Annotated in this window: 27 protein-coding genes and 1 pseudogene; 22 read left to right on the forward strand and 6 right to left on the reverse strand. The window is 50.8% G+C overall.

All coding sequences use genetic code 11. The annotated features are described in order from the left end of the window. Positions 1-8 precede the first annotated feature (8 nt). The 18 genes from ACJHX7_RS02185 to ACJHX7_RS02270 all read left to right on the forward strand — a co-directional run bounded on the left by ACJHX7_RS02185 (position 9) and on the right by ACJHX7_RS02270 (position 17384). The gene (locus tag ACJHX7_RS02185; RefSeq protein WP_094030546.1) at positions 9-341 is read left to right on the forward strand and encodes a head decoration protein; all 333 of its coding nucleotides are present in this window, start codon (positions 9-11) and stop codon (positions 339-341) included. A gap of 55 nt (positions 342-396) precedes the next feature. Continuing rightward, positions 397-1422 carry a major capsid protein gene (locus ACJHX7_RS02190; protein ID WP_094030545.1) on the forward strand — a complete coding sequence of 342 codons (1026 nt, stop codon included), beginning with the start codon at positions 397-399 and terminating at the stop codon, positions 1420-1422. A gap of 41 nt (positions 1423-1463) precedes the next feature. Beyond that, complete coding sequence (locus ACJHX7_RS02195; RefSeq protein WP_094030544.1) at positions 1464-1862, forward strand: DNA-packaging protein FI; 399 nt, start codon at positions 1464-1466, stop codon at positions 1860-1862. A gap of 11 nt (positions 1863-1873) precedes the next feature. Further along, positions 1874-2227 carry a head-tail joining protein gene (locus ACJHX7_RS02200; protein ID WP_094030543.1) on the forward strand — a complete coding sequence of 118 codons (354 nt, stop codon included), beginning with the start codon at positions 1874-1876 and terminating at the stop codon, positions 2225-2227. An 11-nt stretch (positions 2228-2238) separates the two neighbouring features. Further along, on the forward strand, positions 2239-2817 hold the full coding sequence (locus tag ACJHX7_RS02205) for a phage tail protein (RefSeq protein WP_094030542.1): 579 nt from the start codon (positions 2239-2241) through the stop codon (positions 2815-2817). Beyond that, positions 2814-3209, forward strand: coding sequence for a phage minor tail U family protein (locus tag ACJHX7_RS02210; RefSeq protein ID WP_094030541.1), 396 nt, complete (start codon positions 2814-2816; stop codon positions 3207-3209). The genes ACJHX7_RS02205 and ACJHX7_RS02210 overlap by 4 nt, the downstream gene beginning before the upstream one ends. A gap of 7 nt (positions 3210-3216) precedes the next feature. Next, positions 3217-3957 (forward strand): phage tail protein, encoded by a 741-nt coding sequence (locus ACJHX7_RS02215; RefSeq protein WP_094030558.1) that lies wholly within the window; start codon positions 3217-3219, stop codon positions 3955-3957. Positions 3958-3972: 15 nt separating this feature from the next. Continuing rightward, on the forward strand, positions 3973-4395 hold the full coding sequence (gene gpG / locus ACJHX7_RS02220; RefSeq protein ID WP_000479153.1) for a phage tail assembly chaperone G: 423 nt from the start codon (positions 3973-3975) through the stop codon (positions 4393-4395). Next, a complete protein-coding gene (locus ACJHX7_RS02225; protein WP_000459458.1) occupies positions 4377-4811 on the forward strand; it encodes a phage tail assembly protein T in 435 nt (144 codons plus the stop codon). Before gpG ends, ACJHX7_RS02225 begins: the two co-directional genes overlap by 19 nt. Beyond that, positions 4804-7353 carry a phage tail tape measure protein gene (locus ACJHX7_RS02230; protein WP_094030540.1) on the forward strand — a complete coding sequence of 850 codons (2550 nt, stop codon included), beginning with the start codon at positions 4804-4806 and terminating at the stop codon, positions 7351-7353. Before ACJHX7_RS02225 ends, ACJHX7_RS02230 begins: the two co-directional genes overlap by 8 nt. Beyond that, entirely contained in the window at positions 7350-7679 is a 330-nt protein-coding gene (locus ACJHX7_RS02235) for a phage tail protein (RefSeq protein ID WP_000847332.1), read from the forward strand. The genes ACJHX7_RS02230 and ACJHX7_RS02235 overlap by 4 nt, the downstream gene beginning before the upstream one ends. Continuing rightward, positions 7679-8377, forward strand: coding sequence for a phage minor tail protein L (locus ACJHX7_RS02240; RefSeq protein ID WP_001152612.1), 699 nt, complete (start codon positions 7679-7681; stop codon positions 8375-8377). Before ACJHX7_RS02235 ends, ACJHX7_RS02240 begins: the two co-directional genes overlap by 1 nt. Positions 8378-8382: 5 nt before the next feature. Then, positions 8383-9126 (forward strand): C40 family peptidase, encoded by a 744-nt coding sequence (locus ACJHX7_RS02245; RefSeq protein WP_000194779.1) that lies wholly within the window; start codon positions 8383-8385, stop codon positions 9124-9126. Next, entirely contained in the window at positions 9123-9695 is a 573-nt protein-coding gene (locus ACJHX7_RS02250) for a tail assembly protein (RefSeq protein WP_000847660.1), read from the forward strand. Before ACJHX7_RS02245 ends, ACJHX7_RS02250 begins: the two co-directional genes overlap by 4 nt. 60 nt (positions 9696-9755) lie before the next feature. Further along, entirely contained in the window at positions 9756-13154 is a 3399-nt protein-coding gene (locus ACJHX7_RS02255) for a host specificity protein J (RefSeq protein ID WP_410231519.1), read from the forward strand. A 66-nt stretch (positions 13155-13220) separates the two neighbouring features. Continuing rightward, on the forward strand, positions 13221-13820 hold the full coding sequence (locus ACJHX7_RS02260; RefSeq protein WP_104888910.1) for an Ail/Lom family outer membrane beta-barrel protein: 600 nt from the start codon (positions 13221-13223) through the stop codon (positions 13818-13820). 64 nt (positions 13821-13884) lie between these two features. Beyond that, the gene (locus tag ACJHX7_RS02265) at positions 13885-16800 is read left to right on the forward strand and encodes a prophage tail fiber N-terminal domain-containing protein (RefSeq protein WP_104888979.1); all 2916 of its coding nucleotides are present in this window, start codon (positions 13885-13887) and stop codon (positions 16798-16800) included. Continuing rightward, positions 16800-17384, forward strand: coding sequence for a tail fiber assembly protein (locus tag ACJHX7_RS02270; protein WP_039022689.1), 585 nt, complete (start codon positions 16800-16802; stop codon positions 17382-17384). Before ACJHX7_RS02265 ends, ACJHX7_RS02270 begins: the two co-directional genes overlap by 1 nt. A 103-nt stretch (positions 17385-17487) precedes the next feature. Here ACJHX7_RS02270 and ACJHX7_RS02275 read toward each other — a convergent pair whose 3' ends face one another. After that, positions 17488-18228 carry a DUF2971 domain-containing protein gene (locus tag ACJHX7_RS02275; RefSeq protein ID WP_224142731.1) on the reverse strand — a complete coding sequence of 247 codons (741 nt, stop codon included), beginning with the start codon at positions 18226-18228 and terminating at the stop codon, positions 17488-17490. Positions 18229-18485: 257 nt separating this feature from the next. Continuing rightward, positions 18486-19688, reverse strand: a complete 1203-nt coding sequence (locus ACJHX7_RS02280; protein WP_039022691.1) for a DUF4236 domain-containing protein — start codon at positions 19686-19688, stop codon at positions 18486-18488. A gap of 114 nt (positions 19689-19802) precedes the next feature. On the opposite strand from ACJHX7_RS02280, the gene ACJHX7_RS02285 reads away from it, so the two are divergent. The 4 genes and pseudogenes from ACJHX7_RS02285 to ACJHX7_RS02300 form a co-directional block, all read left to right on the forward strand. Further along, the gene (locus ACJHX7_RS02285) at positions 19803-19937 is read left to right on the forward strand and encodes a hypothetical protein (RefSeq protein WP_001297180.1); all 135 of its coding nucleotides are present in this window, start codon (positions 19803-19805) and stop codon (positions 19935-19937) included. Positions 19938-20133: 196 nt separating this feature from the next. After that, positions 20134-20763 carry a hypothetical protein gene (locus ACJHX7_RS02290; protein ID WP_163433770.1) on the forward strand — a complete coding sequence of 210 codons (630 nt, stop codon included), beginning with the start codon at positions 20134-20136 and terminating at the stop codon, positions 20761-20763. Between the two features lie 493 nt (positions 20764-21256). Then, entirely contained in the window at positions 21257-21991 is a 735-nt protein-coding gene (locus ACJHX7_RS02295; RefSeq protein WP_001028881.1) for a DUF3800 domain-containing protein, read from the forward strand. Positions 21992-22455: 464 nt separating this feature from the next. After that, positions 22456-22623, forward strand: a pseudogene (locus tag ACJHX7_RS02300) (isocitrate/isopropylmalate family dehydrogenase); the annotation flags it as partial. Positions 22624-22725: 102 nt separating this feature from the next. On the opposite strand, the gene ACJHX7_RS02305 reads toward ACJHX7_RS02300, so the two are convergent. The 4 genes from ACJHX7_RS02305 to ACJHX7_RS02320 all read right to left on the reverse strand — a co-directional run bounded on the left by ACJHX7_RS02305 (position 22726) and on the right by ACJHX7_RS02320 (position 24156). Next, positions 22726-23049 carry an anti-adapter protein IraM gene (locus tag ACJHX7_RS02305; protein WP_094030205.1) on the reverse strand — a complete coding sequence of 108 codons (324 nt, stop codon included), beginning with the start codon at positions 23047-23049 and terminating at the stop codon, positions 22726-22728. Between the two features lie 258 nt (positions 23050-23307). After that, complete coding sequence (locus tag ACJHX7_RS02310; RefSeq protein ID WP_120795380.1) at positions 23308-23352, reverse strand: protein YmgK; 45 nt, start codon at positions 23350-23352, stop codon at positions 23308-23310. Positions 23353-23588: 236 nt separating this feature from the next. After that, positions 23589-23699 (reverse strand): hypothetical protein, encoded by a 111-nt coding sequence (locus ACJHX7_RS02315; RefSeq protein ID WP_032140169.1) that lies wholly within the window; start codon positions 23697-23699, stop codon positions 23589-23591. 52 nt (positions 23700-23751) lie between these two features. After that, positions 23752-24156 carry a DUF1398 domain-containing protein gene (locus ACJHX7_RS02320; protein WP_000373096.1) on the reverse strand — a complete coding sequence of 135 codons (405 nt, stop codon included), beginning with the start codon at positions 24154-24156 and terminating at the stop codon, positions 23752-23754. Between the last annotated feature and the right edge of the window lie 42 nt (positions 24157-24198).

Here is a 24198-nt window from a genome sequence, read left to right on the forward strand (position 1 = left end):
GGATGTTTATGACGAGCAAAGAAACCTTTACCCATTACCAGCCGCTGGGCAACAGTGACCCGGCTCATACCGCAACCGCGCCCGGCGGATTGAGTGCGAAAGCGCCTGCAATGACCCCGCTGATGCTGGACACCGCCACCCGTAAGCTGGTTGCGTGGGATGGCACCACCGACGGTGCTGCCGTTGGCATTCTGGCGGTTGCTGCTGACCAGACCAGCACCGCGCTGACGTTCTACAAGTCCGGCACGTTCCGTTATGAGGATGTGCTCTGGCCGGAGGCTGCCAGCGACGAGACGAAAAAACGGACCGCGTTTGCCGGAACGGCAATCAGCATCGTTTAACCTTACCCTTCATCACTAAAGGCCGCCTGTGCGGCTTTTTTTACGGGATTTTTTTATGTCGATGTACACAACCGCCCAGCTGCTGGCGGCAAATGAGCAGAAATTTAAGTTTGATCCGCTGTTTCTGCGTCTCTTTTTCCGTGAGAGCTATCCCTTCACCACGGAGAAAGTCTATCTCTCACAAATTCCGGGACTGGTAAACATGGCGCTGTACGTTTCGCCGATTGTTTCCGGTGAGGTTATCCGCTCCCGTGGCGGCTCCACCTCTGAATTTACGCCGGGATATGTCAAACCCAAGCATGAAGTGAATCCGCAGATGACCCTGCGTCGCCTGCCGGATGAAGATCCGCAGAACCTGGCGGACCCGGCTTACCGTCGCCGTCGCATCATCATGCAGAACATGCGTGACGAAGAGCTGGCCATTGCCCAAGTGGAAGAGATGCAGGCAGTTTCTGCCGTGCTTAAGGGCAAATACACCATGACCGGTGAAGCCTTCGATCCGGTTGAGGTGGATATGGGCCGCAGTGCGGCCAACAACATCACACAGTCCGGTGGCACGGAGTGGAGCAAGCGCGACAAGTCCACGTATGACCCGACCGACGATATCGAAGCCTACGCGCTGAACGCCAGCGGTGTGGTGAATATCATCGTGTTTGATCCGAAAGGCTGGGCGCTGTTCCGTTCCTTCAAAGCCGTCAAGGAGAAGCTGGATACCCGTCGCGGCTCTCATTCCGAGCTGGAGACAGCGGTGAAAGACCTGGGTAAAGCGGTGTCCTATAAGGGGATGTATGGCGATGTGGCCATCGTCGTGTATTCCGGACAGTACGTGGAAAACGGCGTCAAAAAGAACTTCCTGTCGGACAACACGATGGTGCTGGGGAACACTCAGGCACGCGGTCTGCGCACCTATGGCTGCATTCAGGATGCGGACGCACAGCGCGAAGGCATTAACGCCTCTGCCCGTTACCCGAAAAACTGGGTGACCACCGGCGATCCGGCGCGTGAGTTCACCATGATTCAGTCAGCACCGCTGATGCTGCTGGCTGACCCTGATGAGTTCGTGTCCGTACAACTGGCGTAATCATGGCCCTTCGGGGCCATTTTCTCTCTGTGGAGGAGTCCATGACGAAAGATGAACTGATTGCCCGTCTCCGCTCGCTGGGTGAACAACTGAACCGTGATGTCAGCCTAACGGGGACGAAAGAAGAACTGGCGCTCCGTGTGGCAGAGCTGGAAGAAGAGCTTGGTGACACGGATGACGCTGCCGGTCAGGACACCCCTCTCAGCCCGGAAAATGTGCTGACCGGGCATGAAAATGAGGCTGTATCAGCGCAGCCGGATACCGTGATTCAGGATGCGGCTGATCTGGTCACGGTCGTGGCACTGGTGACGCTGCATACCGATGCACTTCACGCCATCCGGGATGAACCTGTGGCATTTGTGCTGCCGGGAACGGCGTTTCGTGTCTCTGCCGGTGTGGCAGCCGAAATGACAGAACGTGGCCTGGCCAGAATGCAATAACGGGAGGCGCAGTGGCTGATTTCGATAACCTGTTCGATGCTGCCATTGCCCGCGCCGATGAAACGATACGCGGGTACATGGGAACGTCAGCCACCATTACATCCGGTGAGCAGTCCGGCGCAGTAATACGTGGTGTTTTTGATGACCCTGAAAATATCAGCTATGCCGGACAGGGCGTGCGCGTTGAAGGCTCCAGCCCGTCCCTGTTTGTCCGGACTGATGATGTGCGGCAGCTGCGGCGTGGAGACACGCTGACCATCGGTGAGGAAAACTTCTGGGTAGATCGGGTTACGCCGGATGATGGCGGAAGCTGTCATCTCTGGCTTGGGCGGGGCGTACCGCCTGCCGTTAACTGTCGCCGCTGAAAGGGGGATGTATGGCCATAAAAGGTCTTGAGCAGGCCGTTGAAAACCTCAGCCGTATCAGCAAAACGGCGGTGCCTGGTGCCGCCGCAATGGCCATTAACCGCGTTGCTTCATCCGCGATATCGCAGTCGGCGTCACAGGTTGCCCGTGAGACAAAGGTACGCCGGAAACTGGTAAAGGAAAGGACCAGGCTGAAAAGGGCCACGGTCAAAAATCCGCAGGTCAGAATCAAGGTTAACCGGGGGGATTTGCCCGTAATCAAGCTGGGTAATGCGCGGGTTGTCCTGTCCCGCCGCAGGCGTCGTAAAAAGGGGCAGCGTTCATCCCTGAAAGGTGGCGGCAGCGTGCTTGTGGTGGGTAACCGTCGTATTCCCGGCGCGTTTATTCAGCAACTGAAAAATGGCCGGTGGCATGTCATGCAGCGTGTGGCCGGGAAAAACCGTTACCCCATTGATGTGGTGAAAATCCCGATGGCGGTGCCGCTGACCACGGCGTTTAAACAAAATATTGAGCGGATACGGCGTGAACGTCTTCCGAAAGAGCTGGGCTATGCGCTGCAGCATCAACTGAGGATGGTAATAAAGCGATGAAACATACTGAACTCCGTGCAGCCGTACTGGATGCACTGGAGAAGCATGACACCGGGGCGACGTTTTTTGATGGTCGCCCCGCTGTTTTTGATGAGGCGGATTTTCCGGCAGTTGCCGTTTATCTCACCGGCGCTGAATACACGGGCGAAGAGCTGGACAGCGATACCTGGCAGGCGGAGCTGCATATCGAAGTTTTCCTGCCTGCTCAGGTGCCGGATTCAGAGCTGGATGCGTGGATGGAGTCCCGGATTTATCCGGTGATGAGTGATATCCCGGCACTGTCAGATTTGATCACCAGTATGGTGGCCAGCGGCTATGACTACCGGCGCGACGATGATGCGGACCTGTGGAGTTCAGCCGATCTGACTTATGTCATTACCTATGAAATGTGAGGACGCTATGCCTGTACCAAATCCTGTAATGCCGGTGAAAGGTGCCGGGACCACCCTGTGGGTTTATAAGGGGAGCGGTGACCCTTATGCGAATCCGCTTTCAGACGTTGACTGGTCGCGTCTGGCAAAAGTTAAAGACCTGACGCCCGGCGAACTGACCGCTGAGTCCTATGACGACAGCTATCTCGATGATGAAGATGCAGACTGGACTGCGACCGGGCAGGGGCAGAAATCTGCCGGAGATACCAGCTTCACGCTGGCGTGGATGCCCGGAGAGCAGGGGCAGCAGGCGCTGCTGGCGTGGTTTAATGAAGGCGATACCCGTGCCTATAAAATCCGCTTCCCGAACGGCACGGTCGATGTGTTCCGTGGCTGGGTCAGCAGTATCGGTAAGGCGGTGACGGCGAAGGAAGTGATCACCCGCACGGTGAAAGTCACCAATGTGGGACGTCCGTCGATGGCAGAAGATCGCAGCACGGTAACAGCGGCAACCGGCATGACCGTGACGCCTGCCAGCACCTCGGTGGTGAAAGGGCAGAGCACCACGCTGACCGTGGCCTTCCAGCCGGAGGGCGTAACCGACAAGAGCTTTCGTGCGGTGTCTGCGGATAAAACAAAAGCCACCGTGTCGGTCAGTGGTATGACCATCACCGTGAACGGCGTTGCTGCAGGTAAGGTCAACATTCCGGTTGTATCCGGTAATGGTGAACTTGCTGCGGTTGCAGAAATCACTGTCACCGACAGTTAATCCGGAGAGTCAGCGATGTTCCTGAAAACCGAATCATTTGAACATAACGGCGTGACCGTCACGCTTTCTGAACTGTCAGCCCTGCAGCGTATTGAGCATCTCGCCCTGATGAAACGGCAGGCAGAACAGGCGGAGTCAGACAGCAACCGGAAGTTTACTGTGGAAGACGCCATCAGAACCGGCGCGTTTCTGGTGGCGATGTCCCTGTGGCATAACCATCCGCAGAAGACGCAGATGCCGTCCATGAATGAAGCCGTTAAACAGATTGAGCAGGAAGTGCTTACCACCTGGCCCACAGAGGCAATTTCTCATGCTGAAAACGTGGTGTACCGGCTATCTGGTATGTATGAGTTTGTTGTGAATAATGCCCCTGAACAGACAGAGGACGCCGGGCCTGCAGAGCCTGTTTCTGCGGGAAAGTGTTCGACGGTGAGCTGAGTTTTGCCCTGAAACTGGCGCGTGAGATGGGGCGACCCGACTGGCGTGCCATGCTTGCCGGGATGTCATCCACGGAGTATGCCGACTGGCACCGCTTTTACAGTACCCATTATTTTCATGATGTTCTGCTGGATATGCACTTTTCCGGGCTGACGTACACCGTGCTCAGCCTGTTTTTCAGCGATCCGGATATGCATCCGCTGGATTTCAGTTTGCTGAACCGGCGTGAGGCTGACGAAGAGCCTGAAGATGATGTGCTGATGCAGAAAGCGGCAGGGCTTGCCGGAGGTGTCCGCTTTGGCCCGGACGGGAATGAAGTTATCCCTACTTCCCCGGATGTGGCGGACATGACGGAGGATGACGTAATGCTGATGACAGTATCAGAAGGGATCGCAGGAGGAGTCCGGTATGGCTGAACCGGTAGGCGATCTGGTCGTTGATTTGAGTCTGGATGCGGCCAGATTTGACGAGCAGATGGCCAGAGTCAGGCGTCATTTTTCCGGTACGGAAAGTGATGCGAAAAAAACAGCGGCAGTCGTTGAACAGTCGATGAACCGGCAGGCGCTGGCTGCACAGAAAGCGGGAATTTCCGTCGGGCAGTATAAAGCCGCCATGCGTATGCTGCCTGCGCAGTTCACTGACGTGGCCACGCAGCTTGCAGGCGGGCAAAGTCCGTGGCTGATCCTGCTGCAACAGGGGGGTCAGGTGAAGGACTCCTTCGGCGGGATGATCCCCATGTTCCGGGGGCTTGCCGGTGCGATCACCCTGCCGATGGTGGGGGCCACCTCGCTGGCGGTGGCGACCGGTGCGCTGGCGTATGCCTGGTATCAGGGCAACTCAACCCTGTCCGATTTCAACAAAACGCTGGTCCTTTCCGGCAATCAGGCCGGGCTGACGGCAGATCGTATGCTGGTCCTGTCCAGAGCCGGGCAGGCGGCAGGGCTGACGTTTAACCAGACCAGCGAGTCACTCAGCGCACTGGTTAAGGCGGGGGTAAGCGGTGAGGCTCAGATTGCGTCCATCAGCCAGAGTGTGGCGCGTTTCTCCTCTGCATCCGGCGTGGAGGTGGACAAGGTCGCTGAAGCCTTCGGGAAGCTGACCACTGACCCGACGTCGGGGCTGACAGCGATGGCGCGCCAGTTCCATAACGTGACGGCGGAGCAGATTGCGTATGTTGCTCAGTTGCAGCGTTCCGGCGAAGAAGCCGGGGCATTGCAGGCGGCGAACGAGGCCGCGACGAAAGGGTTTGATGACCAGACCCGCCGCCTGAAAGAGAACATGGGCACGCTGGAAACCTGGGCAGACAGGACAGCACGGGCATTCAAATCCATGTGGGATGCGGTGCTGGATATTGGTCGTCCTGATACCGCGCAGGAGATGCTGATTAAGGCAGAGGCCGCGTTTAAGAAAGCGGACGATATCTGGAATCTGCGCAAGGATGATTATTTTGTTAACGATGAAGCGCGGGCGCGTTACTGGGATGATCGTGAAAAGGCCCGTCTTGCGCTTGAAGCCGCCCGAAAGAAGGCTGAGCAGCAGAGTCAACAGGACAAAAATGCGCAGCAGCAGAGCGATACCGAAGCGTCACGGATGAAATATACCGAAGAGGCGCAGAAGGCTTACGAACGCCTGCAGACGCCGCTGGAGAAATATACCGCCCGTCAGGAAGAACTGAATAAGGCACTGAAAGACGGGAAAATCCTGCAGGCAGATTACAACACGCTGATGGCGGCGGCGAAAAAGGACTATGAAGCGACGCTGAAAAAGCCGAAACAGTCCGGCGTGAAGGTGTCTGCGGGCGATCGTCAGGAAGACAGTGCTCATGCTGCCCTGCTGACGCTTCAGGCAGAACTCCGGATGCTGGAGAAGCATGCCGGAGCGAATGAGAAAATCAGCCAGCAGCGCCGGGATTTGTGGAAGGCAGAAAGTCAGTTCGCGGTACTGGAGGAGGCGGCACAACGTCGCCAGCTGTCCGCACAGGAGAAATCCCTGCTGGCGCATAAAGACGAGACGCTGGAGTACAAACGCCAGCTGGCTGTACTTGGCGACAAGGTCACCTATCAGGAGCACCTGAACGCGCTGGCACAGCAGGCGGATAAATTCGCACAGCAACAACGGGCAAAACGGGCCGCCATTGATGCAAAAAACCGGGGGCTGACTGACCGGCAGGCAGCGCGGGAAGCCACGGAACAGCGCCTGAAGGAACAGTATGGCGATAATCCTCTGGCGCTGAATAACGTCATGTCAGAGCAGAAAAAGACCTGGGCAGCTGAAGACCAGCTTCGCGGGAGCTGGATGGCAGGCCTCAGGTCAGGCTGGAGTGAGTGGGAAGAGAGCGCCACGGACAGTATGTCGCAGGTTAAAAGTGCTGCCACGCGGACCTTTGATGGTATTGCACAGAATATGGCGGCGATGCTGACCGGCAGTGAACAGAACTGGCGCAGCTTCACCCGTTCCGTGCTGTCCATGATGACAGAAATTCTGCTTAAGCAGGCAATGGTGGGGATTGTCGGAAGTATAGGCAGCGCCATTGGCGGCGGCGCATCAGCGTCAGGCGGTACAGCCATTCAGGCAGCTGCGGCGAAATTCCATTTTGCGGCCGGAGGGTTTACGGGAACCGGCGGCAAATATGAGCCAGCGGGGATTGTTCACCGTGGTGAATTTGTCTTCACGAAGGAGGCAACCAGCCGGATTGGCGTAGGAAATCTTTACCGGCTGATGCGCGGCTATGCCACCGGCGGTTATGTCGGTACACCGGGCAGCATGGCGGACAGCCGGTCGCAGGCGTCCGGGACGTTTGAGCAGAATAACCATGTGGTGATTAACAACGACGGCACGAACGGTCAGATAGGGCCACAGGCACTGAAGGCGGTTTATGACGTAGCCCGTAAGGCGGCAATGGATGTTGTGACCGGGCAGATGCGCGATGGTGGTCTGTTCTCCGGAGGTGGACGATGAAAACCTTCCGCTGGAAAGTGAAACCCGGTATGGATGTGGCTTCGGCCCCTTCCGTAAGAAAGGTGCGCTTTGGTGATGGCTATTCCCAGCGAGCGCCTGCCGGGCTGAATGCCGACCTGAAAACGTACAGCGTGACGCTTTCTGTTCCCCGTTGGGAGGCCACGGCGCTTGAGTCGTTTCTGGCTGAGCACGGGGGCTGGAAATCCTTTCTGTGGACGCCGCCTTATGAGTGGCGGCAGATAAAGGTGACCTGCGCAAAATGGTCGTCGCGGGTCAGTATGCTGCGTGTTGAGTTCAGCGCAGAGTTTGAACAGGTGGTGAACTGATGCAGGATATCCGGCAGGAAACACTGAATGAATGCACCCGTGCGGAGCAGTCGGCCAGCGTGGTGCTCTGGGAAATCGATCTGACAGAGGTCGGTGGAGAACGTTATTTTTTCTGTAATGAGCAGAACGAAAAAGGTGAGCCGGTCACCTGGCAGGGGCGACAGTATCAGCCGTATCCCATTCAGGGGAGTGGTTTTGAACTGAATGGCAAAGGCACCAGTACGCGCCCCACGCTGACGGTTTCTAACCTGTACGGTATGGTCACCGGGATGGCGGAAGATCTGCAGAGTCTGGTCGGCGGAACGGTGGTCCGGCGTAAGGTTTACGCCCGTTTTCTGGATGCGGTGAACTTCGTCAACGGAAACAGTGACGCCGATCCGGAGCAGGAGGTGATCAGCCGCTGGCGCATTGAGCAGTGCAGCGAACTGAGCGCGGTGAGTGCCTCTTTTGTACTGTCCACGCCGACGGAAACGGACGGCGCTGTTTTTCCGGGACGTATCATGCTGGCCAACACCTGCACCTGGACCTATCGCGGCGATGAGTGCGGTTATCACGGTCCGGCGGTCGCGGATGAATATGACCAGCCAACGTCCGATATCACGAAGGATAAATGCAGCAAATGCCTGAGCGGTTGTAAGTTCCGCAATAACGTCGGCAACTTTGGCGGCTTCCTTTCCATTAACAAACTTTCGCAGTAAATCCCATGACACAGACAGAATCAGCAATTCTGGCGCACGCCCGGCGATGTGCGCCAGCGGAGTCGTGCGGCTTCGTGGTAAGCACGCCGGAGGGGGAAAGATATTTCCCCTGCGTGAATATCTCCGGTGAGCCGGAGGCGTATTTCCGTATGTCGCCGGAAGACTGGCTGCAGGCAGAAATGCAGGGTGAGATTGTGGCGCTGGTCCACAGCCACCCCGGTGGTCTGCCCTGGCTGAGTGAGGCCGACCGGCGGCTGCAGGTGCAGAGTGATTTGCCGTGGTGGCTGGTCTGCCGGGGGACGATTCATAAGTTCCGTTGTGTGCCGCATCTCACCGGGCGGCGCTTTGAGCACGGGGTGACGGACTGTTACACGCTGTTCCGGGATGCTTATCATCTGGCGGGGATTGAGATGCCGGATTTTCATCGCGAGGATGACTGGTGGCGTCACGGTCAGAATCTCTATCTGGATAATCTGGAGGCTACAGGGCTGTATCAGGTGCCGTTGTCATCAGCACAACCGGGCGATGTGCTGCTGTGCTGTTTTGGTTCATCGGTGCCGAATCATGCCGCTATTTACTGTGGTGATGGCGAGCTGCTGCACCATATTCCTGAACAACTGAGCAAACGAGAGAGGTATACCGACAAATGGCAGCGACGCACACACTCCCTCTGGCGTCACCGGGCATGGCGCGCATCTGCCTTTACGGGGATTTGCAACGATTTGGCCGCCGCATCGACCTTCGTGTGAAAACGGGGGCTGAAGCCATCCGCGCACTGGCCACACAGCTCCCGGCGTTTCGTCAGAAACTGAGCGACGGCTGGTATCAGGTACGGATTGCCGGGCGGGACGTCAGCACGTCCGGGTTAACGGCGCAGTTACATGATACTCTGCCTGATGGCGCTGTGATTCATATTGTTCCCAGAGTCGCCGGGGCCAAGTCAGGTGGCGTATTCCAGATTGTCCTGGGGGCTGCCGCCATTGCCGGATCATTCTTTACCGCCGGAGCCACCCTTGCAGCATGGGGGGCAGCCATTGGGGCCGGTGGTATGACCGGCATCCTGTTTTCTCTCGGTGCCAGTATGGTGCTCGGTGGTGTGGCGCAAATGCTGGCACCGAAAGCCAGAACTCCCCGTACACAGACAACGGATAACGGCAAACAAAACACCTATTTCTCCTCACTGGATAACATGGTTGCCCAGGGCAATGTTCTGCCCGTTCTGTACGGTGAAATGCGCGTGGGATCACGTGTGGTTTCTCAGGAGATCAGCACGGCAGACGAAGGGGACGGTGGTCAGGTTGTGGTGATTGGTCGCTGATGCAAAATGTTTTATGTGAAACCGCCTGCGGGCGGTTTTGTCATTTATGGAGCGTGAGGAATGGGTAAAGGCAGCAGTAAGGGGCATACCCCGCGCGAAGCGAAGGACAACCTGAAGTCCACGCAGTTGCTGAGTGTGATCGATGCCATCAGCGAAGGGCCGGTTGAAGGTCCGGTGGATGGATTAAAAAGCGTGCTGCTGAACAGTACGCCGGTGCTGGACACTGAGGGGAATACCAACATCTCCGGTGTCACGGTGGTGTTCCGTGCCGGTGAGCAGGAGCAGACACCGCCGGAGGGGTTTGAATCCTCCGGCTCCGAGACGGTGCTGGGTACGGAAGTGAAATATGACACGCCGATCACCCGCACCATTACGTCTGCAAACATCGACCGTCTGCGCTTTACCTTCGGTGTACAGGCACTGGTGGAAACCACCTCAAAGGGTGACAGGAATCCGTCGGAAGTCCGTCTGCTGGTTCAGATACAACGTAACGGTGGCTGGGTGACGGAAAAAGACATCACCATTAAGGGCAAAACCACCTCGCAGTATCTGGCCTCGGTGGTGGTGGGTAGCCTGCCGCCGCGCCCGTTTAATATCCGGATGCGCAGGATAACGCCGGACAGCACCACAGACCAGCTGCAGAACAAAACGCTCTGGTCGTCATACACCGAAATCATCGATGTGAAACAGTGCTACCCGAACACGGCACTGGTCGGCGTGCAGGTGGACTCGGAGCAGTTCGGCAGCCAGCAGGTGAGCCGTAATTATCATCTGCGCGGGCGTATTCTGCAGGTGCCGTCGAATTATAACCCGCAGACGCGGCAATACAGCGGTATCTGGGACGGAACGTTTAAACCGGCATACAGCAACAACATGGCCTGGTGTCTGTGGGATATGCTGACCCATCCGCGCTACGGCATGGGGAAACGTCTTGGTGCGGCGGATGTGGATAAATGGGCGCTGTATGTCATCGGCCAGTACTGCGACCAGTCAGTGCCGGACGGCTTTGGCGGCACGGAGCCGCGCATCACCTGTAATGCGTACCTGACCACACAGCGCAAGGCGTGGGATGTGCTCAGTGATTTCTGCTCGGCGATGCGCTGTATGCCGGTATGGAACGGGCAGACGCTGACGTTCGTGCAGGACCGACCGTCGGATAAGGTGTGGACCTATAACCGCAGTAATGTGGTGATGCCGGATGATGGCGCGCCGTTCCGCTACAGTTTCAGCGCCCTGAAGGACCGCCATAATGCCGTTGAGGTGAACTGGATTGACCCGGATAACGGCTGGGAGACGGCAACAGAGCTTGTGGAGGACACGCAGGCCATTGCCCGTTACGGTCGTAATGTCACGAAGATGGATGCCTTTGGCTGTACCAGTCGGGGGCAGGCACACCGCGCCGGGCTGTGGCTGATTAAAACGGAACTGCTGGAAACGCAGACCGTGGACTTCAGCGTGGGTGCCGAAGGGCTTCGCCATGTACCGGGCGATGTTATTGAAATCTGTGATGATGACTATGCCGGTATCAGCACCGGTGGTCGTGTGCTGGCGGTGAACAGCCAGACCCGGACGCTGACGCTCGACCGTGAAATCACGCTGCCATCCTCCGGTACCACGCTGATAAGCCTGGTTGACGGAAGTGGCAATCCGGTCAGCGTGGAGGTTCAGTCCGTCACCGGCGGCGTGAAGGTAAAAGTGAGCCGTGTTCCTGACGGTGTTGCTGAATACAGCGTATGGGGGCTGAAGCTGCCGACGCTGCGCCAGCGACTGTTCCGCTGTGTGAGTATCCGTGAGAACGATGACGGCACGTATGCCATCACTGCCGTGCAGCATGTACCGGAAAAAGAAGCCATCGTGGATAACGGGGCGCACTTTGACGGTGACCAGAGCGGCACGGTGAATGGTGTAACGCCGCCAGCAGTGCAGCACCTGACTGCCGAAGTCACCGCAGACAGCGGGGAATATCAGGTGCTGGCGCGCTGGGACACGCCGAAGGTGGTGAAGGGGGTGAGCTTTATGCTTCGCCTGACCGTGGCAGCGGATGACGGCAGTGAGCGGCTGGTCAGCACGGCCCGGACGACGGAAACCACATACCGCTTCAGGCAGCTGACGCTGGGGCGTTACATGCTGACGGTCCGGGCGGTAAATGCGTGGGGGCAGCAGGGCGATCCGGCATCGGTATCGTTCCGGATTGCCGCACCGGCAGCGCCGTCACAGATTGAGCTGACACCGGGCTATTTTCAGATAACCGCCACGCCGCATCTTGCGGTTTATGATCCGACGGTACAATTTGAGTTCTGGTTCTCGGAAACGCGGATTACCGATATCAGGCAGGTTGAAACCACAGCCCGCTACCTTGGCACGGGGCTGTACTGGATAGCCGCCAGTATCAATATCAAACCGGGCCATGATTATTACTTTTATATCCGCAGTGTGAACACCGTTGGCAAATCGGCATTCGTGGAGGCCGTCGGTCGGGCGAGCGATGATGCGGAAGGTTACCTGGATTTTTTCAAAGGCAAGATAACCGAATCCCATCTTGGTAAAGAGCTGCTGGAAAAAGTCGACCTGACGGAGGATAACGCCAGCAAACTGGAGCAGTTTTCGAAAGAGTGGAAGGATGCTAACGATAAGTGGAATGCCATGTGGGGCGTCAAAATTGAGCAGACCAAAGACGGCAAACATTATGTCGCGGGTATTGGCCTCAGCATGGAGGACACGGAGGAAGGCAAACTGAGCCAGTTTCTGGTTGCCGCCAATCGTATCGCGTTTATTGACCCGGCAAACGGGAATGAAACGCCGATGTTTGTGGCGCAGGGCAACCAGATATTCATGAACGACGTGTTCCTGAAGCGCCTGACGGCCCCCACCATTACCAGCGGTGGAAATCCACCGGCATTTTCCCTGACACCGGACGGAAAGCTGACTGCTAAAAATGCGGATATCAGTGGCAGTGTGAATGCGAACTCCGGGACGCTCAACAACGTCACGATTAATGAGAACTGTCAGATTAAGGGGAAACTGTCAGCCAATCAGATTGAAGGCGATATTGTCAAAACGGTCAGCAAGTCTTTCCCCCGCACGAGCACTTATGCCAGTGGCACCATCACGGTAAGAATCAGTGATGATCAGAAATTTGACCGGCAGGTCATGATACCGCCAGTGTTATTCCGCGGTGGTAAGCATGAGAATTTCAACAGTAATAACCAACAGTCATACTGGTATTCAACCTGCCGGTTAAGAGTGACCCGCAATGGTCAGGAGATTTTTAATCAGTCCACGACGGATGCTCAGGGCGTATTTTCCTCCGTTATAGATATGCCTGCCGGACAGGGGACGCTGACACTGACATTCACCGTATCTTCATCAGGAGCGAATAACTGGACACCAACAACCAGTATCAGCGATCTGCTGGTTGTGGTGATGAAAAAATCCACAGTAGGTATCAGTATCAGCTGAATTTTATAACCCATAACGGGCGTCAGAAATGACGCCTTTTTTATTGCAGAAAAGCGAGAGGTAATTATGCGTAAACTTTATGCCGCCATTTTGTCCGCAGCCATCTGTCTGGCCGTATCCGGTGCGCCTGCATGGGCGTCTGAACATCAGTCCACGCTGAGCGCGGGCTATCTTCATGCCTCGACGAACGTTCCCGGCAGTGATGATCTGAACGGGATTAACGTGAAATACCGTTATGAGTTTACGGACACACTGGGGCTGGTGACGTCGTTCAGCTATGCAGGAGACAAGAATCGCCAGCTGACCCGTTACAGCGATACCCGCTGGCATGAAGATTCCGTCCGTAACCGCTGGTTCAGCGTAATGGCGGGGCCGTCTGTGCGCGTGAATGAATGGTTCAGCGCGTATGCGATGGCGGGTGTGGCTTACAGCCGTGTGTCGACTTTCTCCGGGGATTATCTCCGCGTAACTGACAACAAGGGGAAAACGCACGACGTGCTGACCGGAAGTGATGACGGTCGCCACAGCAACACGTCTCTGGCGTGGGGAGCTGGCGTGCAGTTTAACCCGACCGAATCCGTGGCCGTTGATATTGCTTATGAAGGCTCCGGCAGTGGCGACTGGCGCACTGACGGTTTCATCGCGGGTGTCGGTTATAAATTCTGATTAGCCAGGTAACACAGTGTTATGACAGCCCGCCGGTTCAGGCGGGCTTTTTTGTGGGGTGAATATGGCAGTAAAGATTTCTGGTGTACTGAAAGACGGCACAGGAAAACCGGTACAGAACTGCACAATCCAGCTGAAAGCAAAACGTAACAGTACCACGGTGGTGGTGAACACGCTGGCCTCAGAAAATCCGGATGAAGCCGGGCGTTACAGTATGGACGTTGAGTATGGTCAGTACAGCGTTATTCTGTTGGTGGAGGGATTCCCGCCGTCACATGCCGGGACTATCACCGTGTATGAAGATTCTCAACCCGGTACGCTGAATGATTTTCTCGGTGCCATGACGGAGGATGATGCCCGTCCGGAGGCACTGCGACGTTTTGAACTGATGGTGGAAGAGGTGGCGCGTAACGCGTCCTCGGTGGCACAGAACACAGCAGCCGCGAAGAAGTCAGCCGGCGATGCCAGCACATCAGCCCGTGAGGCGGCAACCCATGCGACTGATGCTGCAGGCTCAGCACGCGCAGCCAGCACGTCAGCCGGACAGGCCGCGTCGTCGGCTCAGTCAGCGTCCTCCAGCGCAGGAACGGCATCAACAAAGGCCACTGAAGCATCAAAAAGTGCTGCCGCTGCTGAGTCCTCAAAAAGCGCGGCGGCCACCAGTGCCGGTGCGGCGAAAACGTCAGAAACGAATGCGGCAGCGTCACAACAATCAGCAGCCACTTCTGCATCCACCGCGACCACGAAAGCGTCAGAAGCTGCCACCTCAGCCCGGGATGCGTCGGCTTCAAAAGAGGCGGCAAAATTATCAGAAACGAGCGCAGCCTCGAGCGCCAGTAGTGCAGCCTCCTCGGCAACGGCGGCAGGCAATTCCGCGAAGGCGGCCAAAACGTCTGAGACAAACGCTAAGTCCTCTGAAACGGCAGCAGAACAGAGTGCCTCCGCAGCAGCAGGCTCAAAAACAGCGGCTGCATTATCTGCCAGTGCCGCGTCAACAAGTGCCGGGCAGGCCTCAGCCAGTGCCAACGCCGCCGGAAAATCGGCAGAAAGTGCTGCATCGTCTGCTTCAACAGCCACTACGAATGCTGGCGAAGCCGCTGTACAGGCCAGCGCAGCAGCGAGGTCTGCTTCCGCAGCGAAGACATCCGAGACGAACGCGAAAGCGTCGGAAACCAGCGCAGAATCCTCAAAAACGGCTGCCGCATCGTCCGCCAGTTCGGCGGCGTCATCGGCATCATCTGCGTCTGCTTCAAAAGATGAGGCGACCAGACAGGCGTCAGCAGCAAAGGGCAGCGCCACGACGGCATCCACGAAGGCGACAGAGGCAGCTGGCAGTGCGACGGCGGCAGCTCAGAGCAAAAGTACGGCGGAATCCGCGGCAACGCGCGCCGAGACAGCGGCAAAACGGGCAGAGGATATTGCATCCGCCGTGGCGCTTGAGGATGCGAGCACGACGAAAAAGGGGATAGTACAGCTCAGCAGTGCGACTAACAGCACTTCCGAGTCACTGGCGGCAACGCCAAAAGCCGTTAAGGCCGCGTATGAGCTGGCTAACGGGAAATACACCGCACAGGATGCAACGACAGCACAGAAAGGGATAGTTCAGCTTAGCAACGCGACCAACAGCACATCTGAAATGCTGGCGGCAACGCCAAAGTCGGTAAAGGCAGCCTATGACCTTGCTAACGGGAAATATACTGCTCAGGACGCTACGACAGCACAAAAAGGAATTGTCCAGCTCAGTAGTGCAACCAACAGCGCATCTGAAACGCTTGCCGCGACACCGAAAGCAGTGAAAGCAGCTAATGATAATGCGAATGGTCGGGTACCTTCTGCCCGTAAGGTGAATGGTAAGGCGCTTTCATCGGATATAACACTGACGCCGAAAGATATTGGTACGCTTAACTCAACAACAATGTCATTCAGCGGTGGTGCTGGTTGGTTCAAATTAGCAACGGTAACCATGCCACAGGCGAGTTCTGTTGTTTCAATTACGTTGATTGGTGGCGCGGGATTTAACGTGGGGTCACCTCAACAGGCAGGTATATCTGAACTTGTTTTGCGTGCAGGTAATGGTAATCCGAAGGGGATTACTGGTGCTTTATGGCAGCGCACATCGACAGGGTTTACAAATTTTGCCTGGGTCAATACATCTGGTGATACTTACGATATTTACGTTGCAATCGGAAATTATGCGACTGGTGTAAATATTCAATGGGATTATACCAGTAATGCCAGCGTGACGATTCATACGTCACCAGCATATTCTGCTAATAAGCCGGAAGGGTTAACGGACGGTACGGTTTATTCACTCTATACGCCATCAGAGCAGTTTTATCCGCCTGGCGCACCAATCCCGTGGCCATCAGATACCGTTCCGTCTGGCTATGCCCTGATGCAGGGGCAGACTTTTGACAAATCTGCATACCCGAAACTTGCAGCCGCTTATCCGTCAGGCGTGATCCCTGATATGCGTGGCTGGACGATTAAGGGCAAACCTGCCAGTGGTCGGGCCGTATTGTCTCAGGAACAGGACGGCATTAAATCGCACACCCACAGCGCCAGCGCATCCAGTACGGATTTGGGGACGAAAACCACATCGTCGTTTGATTACGGCACTAAATCCACGAATAACACCGGGGCGCACACGCACAGTGTGAGCGGTACAGCCGCAAGTGCCGGAAACCATACTCATAGTGTCACAGGCGCATCAGCAGTCAGCCAGTGGTCACAAAATGGGTCAGTACATAAGGTAGTGTCTGCGGCCAGTGTGAATACAAGTGCTGCAGGAGCGCACACTCATAGTGTCAGCGGCACAGCTGCATCTGCAGGTGCTCACGCACATACTGTCGGTATTGGTGCTCATACGCACTCTGTTGCGATTGGCTCACATGGACACACCATCACCGTTAACGCTGCTGGTAACGCGGAAAACACCGTCAAAAACATCGCATTTAACTACATTGTGAGGCTTGCATAATGGCATTCAGAATGAGTGAACAACCACGGACCATAAAAATTTATAATCTGCTGGCCGGAACTAATGAATTTATTGGTGAAGGTGACGCATATATTCCGCCTCATACAGGTCTGCCAGCAAACAGTACCTATATTGCACCGCCAGATATTCCGGCTGGCTTCGTGGCTGTTTTCAACAGTGATGAGGCATCGTGGCATCTCGTTGAAGATCATCGGGGTAAAACGGTTTATGACGTGGCTTCCGGCGACGCGTTATTTATTTCTGAACTCGGCTCATTACCGGAAAATGTCACCTGGTTATCCCCGGAAGGGGAGTTTCAGAAGTGGAACGGCACAGCCTGGGTGAAAGATGCAGAAGCAGAAAAACTATTCCGGATCCGGGAGGCGGAAGAAACAAAAAACAGCCTGATGCAGGCAGCGAATGAGCATATTGCGCCACTTCAGGATGCTGTGGATCTGGAGATCGCAACGGAAGAAGAGGCGTCGTTGCTGGCAGCATGGAAGAAGTATCGGGTGTTGCTGAACCGTGTTGATACATCAGTAGCACCGGATATTGAGTGGCCTGCTGTCCCTGTTATGGAGTAATCGTTTTGAGATACGCCGCATACACGTTGTATGCAATAACGTGCTGCGGCTTGGTAAATTTTAGCTAGTTTCAGCAGGAGACATAAAAAACTTCAATATAAGATTAAGCATCACGTATTGCCAATCTGATTTTTGACTGATACCAATTGGGGCCTTCTGCAATTATTTCTTCCTCAACATGCATGATGGGATGCATTTCAATTTCAGAGTTTTTGACTTTTAGATCTAGTCCATATTTTTTTGAAATTTGTAAAACTTCATTTTTGAAATCCTTATCTGCGAAAGGTGAAATCCTTATTTCTTCCAACAGATTGTTAAGAGATACAGGGACTAGTTTTCCCTTTACAGGTGGAGTGTTAAAGGTATTCTCTTGAAAAATAGCTCTAAACTCTTTTTCGTATTCGAAAGATGGTCTCTTGTTAAAGAATACATCTGATTCTGGATTGTATTGTTTTATCCAGAAATTTTTGACGTATTTTACGTGTTTTAATTGTAGTTTGTTTAAATTATTATTTTCAAGTTGGCTTTGGAGGTTTTTTTTCTTTGATTTTATGACAACGCCTTTAGCGGGGTTTTTACAATACAGCTTCCACATAGCTTCAGATTCATGTTCGTTACAATGCCAGCAACTTATATATGTCCTCTCGCTTATTTCCTTAAGTGTCTTTAAATTGAATGCCATGAAAGGATCTAAGTCCATGCCGGCACCATGAGTAGCGCATAGTTTTTCCTGTGTCTCAATGAATTTTTTATAGCCAGTATGTCCCCAAGCAAATTCACCTTCGAATGGATCTTCAAAATTTTTTGCTGAGCAAAAAAATAAAGCATTTTGTTCGAGTAACATAGAGAATTTCTCTATGTCAAGGTATCGCCATATATACTCAGTGTGCATGATAGCTCCTTGCAATATAACTATTTCTATCTGTTCATTTGTACTTAAAAAGGATTGAGTAGCCTGAACAGTTCTATCCGTAAATATACCAGATAGAAGAGTTGTACAATAACAAATCCTCCGTATAAGAACCAGCCATAATAGTCTGGTTCTTAAGGTTTTTTTTGTTCGAGGGGGGGGCTACGATTCGTCCCCATATCGGCGATAAATTAGGCTTGTACCAACGCTTCTGTTTCTGTGAGTGAAATCTGATAGCGTTTTACTGCCTCAGCAAAGGCGTGCGCGGCATCTGCATTTGATACCATATATTCTTCAGTTACCCCTGTTTGAGAATGGAAAGTAATATTTCCATAAATGCAAATAGGGATTTGGTAGTTGTCTTTAAAACGACGGTCTGGTGAGCCATTCTTATTCGTTTTCGCCCATGTATAACCATCTATGCGTGAGTCACTGGGAACACCTTCTTCCTCATGGAATCTTAGATATTCTGAACTAATTTGTAATTCGCGTAAATCAATCAGAGCGAATGCTCCATCAGCTCGTGGTATGACTGCAACTCCAGGATAAAGCAAAATATCGTCTCCATTTACATTTTCAAACCTCATCGCACGCCCTGTAAATTGAATGAGATCCGTTGAACTAAAATCAAAGGTAACTGGGTGACGATTAACAGACCGGGTTGCTAATGTTCTTTCAGCAAACTGGTCTGTAGCTTTATCTGCAGTAATATCCCATTTTTTGACACTCGATTTTAACATATCAAATGCATGGACCATCGCTGCATATGCGCGCTGTGAAGCATCACTGCTCTCGAATGTTATGGCTATTTTTGTGCTGTCTTCCCATGAAACTAGGCGAGATATCTCAGCTTGGGTTAGGGGGAGTAGTGTCTCAAGTTCTGCGATGCGTCGTTTGTAAAACCAACGGAATAGACTTGATTTGCGTCGAGCCAGCTCGCTTTTTTGTTTTGATTCTTCGGCAAGAGCCTCTTGAAGATCTGCTTTTATCTCTGCTCTTTGTTCTCGTGCTTTAGCAATCAAATCTCGTAAAGGTAAAAGGGAGGTACTTGTAAGGACTTCTACCGAAGCGCTGGATATTTCATTCATGCCAGCTACAGGCATATATATTTTAGCGTTCGATGGTGTGTTTTCTGGAGATGACCCAGACTCCAAATGAGGTTCTGTAGGGGCTGGATTTAATGGATTGGTAACTGAGTATCCATCATCATAGGGCAAGGTAGGTGTAGTATAAGATAAGCCTGTGCCCGGTAATCCGACAGTTGCTCTAACCCCTTTTTTACCAACATTGACAGTTGCGCCAGGCACGCCAATGCTTGCACTTATTCCACGCTTGCCAATGTTGAGTCGAACGCCAGGAAATAGAGTAAAGGTTTGTCTGAAACGAAGAGACATAAAGTTATACCTATGTAGTTTTGTACACCAAAGTTCGAAATGTTTTTATATGAATATTGAGCTGATTCATAAGATTATTCCTAGCTCATCTTCATTCCGCCATGATACAACGGTTTGCTTGCAGGTGAAGAAAAACGTAAAAGCCCAATAATGATTGGTGGGCTGGTGGAGTTGAAACCGCAGGCTCGTCGTCTGCAAGAAAGTGCTGCGGCTGGCTGGTCAGCTTCTGATAGTGAGAATATTGAATGATTTCAAGCTGTTATCGATTTTGCGTATTTTTTGTATGGGAGGATTTGTGCCTCCTCCCATCGGTCCTCCATGACTTTACGCCACTGTCTCTAGGGCTGCTATGTGCCAGAAGCTGACATGGCTAGTCCCTAGGCACATTGACCAGCAGGTCATCCATCCCTTAACATATCGTTATGAAATTTAAAGGATCGATGTTATGGCTTATGAATTAACTTACAGACCCCTCGAATACGGATCGAATGAAAATTATCTTCGCAGAAGTTTGAAAGACCCTTCATTACTAATTCCTGAAAAAGAGATAGGATGTTTTCTAGTTCTCCAATCCTCATATGCACTACATGAAACTATTGGACTTTCAGCCCAAAACCTAGATATTTCATGGCAGTCTAACCAAAATTACTTATCGTCAAATTGTGATGGTGAGGCCCCTCTAGCTTGTTATCCTATTTATTTGATTACAGTTGGAGATGATGAAAATGAAAGGCTTGTTTACATCGGCAAGACATCATCGAAGAGCTCACGATTTTCTTCAGGCCATAGCGCAATTACTAAGTTACACCATCCTAAATATGACAATTTGTCAAAGCGTATATATTTGTGCTGCGTTGTTTTTTTAAAAAACAGCAAAACCATCCCAATAGAATGGATTAAGCCTTTTGATTTCGCTGAGAAACTATTGAGTGAATTTGAAGCGAACTTGATTTATTGGAATAAACCAGAGTTGAATACGCAACATATGAAGAAAGAACCTACATTTGAATATGGGCAAGTTCATGCACAAAATGTAACTGGCGCAACGTATTTTTGGCATGATAAATTCATTTAGAACTATATAAACAAAACTTGAGTTAATTCTCTATTTTCCGCACTTTTTTTCCAATGAGTTCTACATATTGGTCAAGATTGTGCTCAAGGGCGCAATAAACTTAGTGTTGCGTCTGTAATTCGCTCAGACTGTGTGAAAACGGTTTAAGCTTCAGAGGTGAATGCAAAAGAGGCTGACGCCTGCGCTTTTAAGTAAAATCTGCATCATCTTTCTATGTAAATTTTCTAAGAAGTCATCTAAACGCGTGACCTTCTGTCAGCAATCAGAGTTTTCATACAGCCTGCGTTCGAAGCTGCCCTTGGGCCCGCCTATGGCAGTTGAGTGCCAGAAGCGGACATTTTAACTAATATTCAGCATGTTTATCATTATGTCACACGCAAAATGATAAATTAATATATTCAGAGGATTTTTTAACTCAAAAATGGCGTTGTAATTCAATGAACCATGCCTATAATCTAACATAAAAATAATATATCATTGAAAGGATAAGGCTTTGAATATTTACATTGATGAGTCGATACACGAGGAGTTTGGGTTTATGATCTTGGCTTATGTAGTTTGTAATCAGGATCCTCAGTCTGATATATACAAGATTCTTTCAGAACATTCAGTTGATGAACATCACTCATGCGCAAGAATGGATAAATCTGAATCTTTAAGAAATTTGAGGAGTAATCTTATTTCCTACTTAAACGCAAATTGTCGATGGGGGGCATTTATTATGCCAAGTGAGTATCGCCATCGTTCTTATGAGGATGTGTCTTTTTTATTAAGCTTATTGATTAAGAATTTTCCAGACAGGAAAGGGAATATTTTTTTCGATGAAGGTATCATAAACCCTACAGAAGCTCTCAGTCTATGCTCTGATGAAGTCAAAGTTATAACATGCTCATCCCATGAAGTTTGTGGGATACAACTTGCTGATCTAGTAGCATCTTTTAGTGGTGTTAGGTTGAGAGAAACAATAACAGGAAAAGCAAAAATTTTAACTTACGGTTACGACTTCGGCTATGAGCCCCCAATAGAATCCCCGCTTGGATTTGAGCTTTTTGCTACACTTCGACAATCTATGCTCAGGGGAAATGAACCTCTTGGGAATGAGATGCCTGAATTTGCCACATTTAAAACTATTAATAAAGGATTGGTTTTGTCGAAAAACTTAACAACTGAATTTAGTCAGTTGGCATTAAAAACCTTTGGGGAAGTGTACTTAGGTTGCATCCATTAAATGTAATATTACTATTTATCAATTACTAGCAAAATTAAGCTAGGTGTTCCTAAGAATATAGGTGACGATGATACAACTGACTTCCGCTTTTCGCTCATAACAGACATTCACTACAGTTATGGTAGAAGGTATGCATGCTGGGTGGGGAAAGTATGAAGGAAAAGAAGACTGCCGCGCCGTTTGTCGTCACATTTATCTTTATTGGCTATGCAAGTCGTAATACAAGGTGGGACAAAACAGAGACACATAAGGTCTCACAAAGGTCTGCAAGGCCTCACATGTATTGAGATGTTAATAAAATGTAGACTTGTAATTTGGATATAAATGGTAGAGAAAACCTTTCCCCAAAATAAAAACGAACGTCAATGAAATCAAACGGTTGAATAAAGTTGATTTTGGCTAATAAAAGACAATAAAATAATTTTTATCATTAAATATCAATGAATTGAACTTAATGTTTTTATATACTGTTACGCCATATGGGCTGGACTGAAGCCGCAGACTTGATTGTTAAAGGTATGGAAGGCGCAATCAACGCCAAGACTGTAACCTATGACTTCGAACGTCTGATGGAAGGCGCTAAACTGCTGAAATGTTCAGAGTTTGGTGACGCGATCATCAAGAATATGTAATTACTACATGTGTTAAATATTGTAACGGGCGTATAACACGCCCGTTGTTTTATTTATGTGGGTATTATTAATAGCACATTGAGCATATTTATATGAAGCCCATTACTTGAGCCCATATGGGCATATTTTTATAATGCAACTATTATGCAAACATTTATTTGTTATTTTGCTTTCTCCTGGAGGACACTCTTGACTGCTTTTGAGTAAACTCCATAAATCCTTGTTGAATGGTGCGATGTTATAAATAGTAATAGGATATTCTTTATCCTTAAGGATAATACCAGATTTAACCAGTGTAAATATCCTGCCAGGAGGAAGAAATATAGTGGATTGATACCAGATGATCATTTTCATATCACCCCATATGGCTGAAAAAGATATGCCGCATGTAGGTTGAATTACCGTGTCAATTACTATCCACTTCATTTGTTATGTCTTATCCCACGGTGCTTAATATAGTTCATTTGGATGTTCATTTCTTGATTTTGCATATGTGTATATTACTCCCAAAAAAATAAATTAATTAAAAATTAATGTCATTATCTATATAAAACAAAATTTAAAGCAAGGAATCTCAATAGAGATTAAACAAAATGAGATTTAGTGAAAACATTAAATTATTCACTTCGTTTTAGATTTGTTTAGCTAAAATGTTATACATTCAAATGACTGAATATTCTGTAATTAAAACATAGCCTTTATGCTACTTTGAGCCAATTTGCTAAACATTATGGTTGGCCTTTTAATATAACGATAATGATGAATATAAGCATGACCTGAGAATAAGGTTTCAATTTTTTAGTTATATAAAAATGGTTAAACCCGTTCCTGACTAAAATACATATAATCGGATGATGACTAAACCAAAACACATGTGCGTTAAGTATTGAAACGGGCGTATGGCACGCCCGTTGGTTTTATAAATATGTTAACCGTTATAAAATAACGTATAGAAAGTCAAGTGATCACATTTCAAATATCAAGTTGATAGTATTGGCCTGGTGATTATTTATGGGTGGCAATAAAAAGACAGTATTTATCATCCATAGGGATAGTCTCTGCACTTTTATTTCCATTATGCTAATGCCTTACTGAATTATGAAGCATTTCTTAAGCTTCCAACTTTAGCTAGATTAATGGTTTATTGTTTTCTACATCTTCAATATATAAAAGCGTATTATCAATGGCGTAGTAACTGCGTTTGTTATGATTAACATCAGTAACCCACCGGAAAACGCCCGCGTCTGCCAGTGTTGAACAGTATTCCCGAAATGTAGATTTTCCGCAAATATGAAGCAATGCGGCCTCTTTTATTTTAGCAGGGTTCTTGGTCGTACTAACTTTTAACAGGTTCCTGGTTCCTCTTAATAACAAAACCGTGTCATCGTGAGTAATAATTCTGATGTTATCCGTAGCTAGATAATAAATGTAATGTGCAATACGGTGATGTTTTAATTCTGAATAAAACCAGGAGAAGTTTTGCTCTTTTCTCACTTGCTCAAACATCTTTTGAAAAACAACGACCTGATCCATCAGGATAATAACCTCTTGTTAGTTGTGAGACTGCGTAGTGTG

The sequence above is a fragment of the Escherichia sp. WS1451 genome (assembly GCF_046487365.1).
GTDB lineage: Bacteria > Pseudomonadota > Gammaproteobacteria > Enterobacterales > Enterobacteriaceae > Escherichia > Escherichia coli.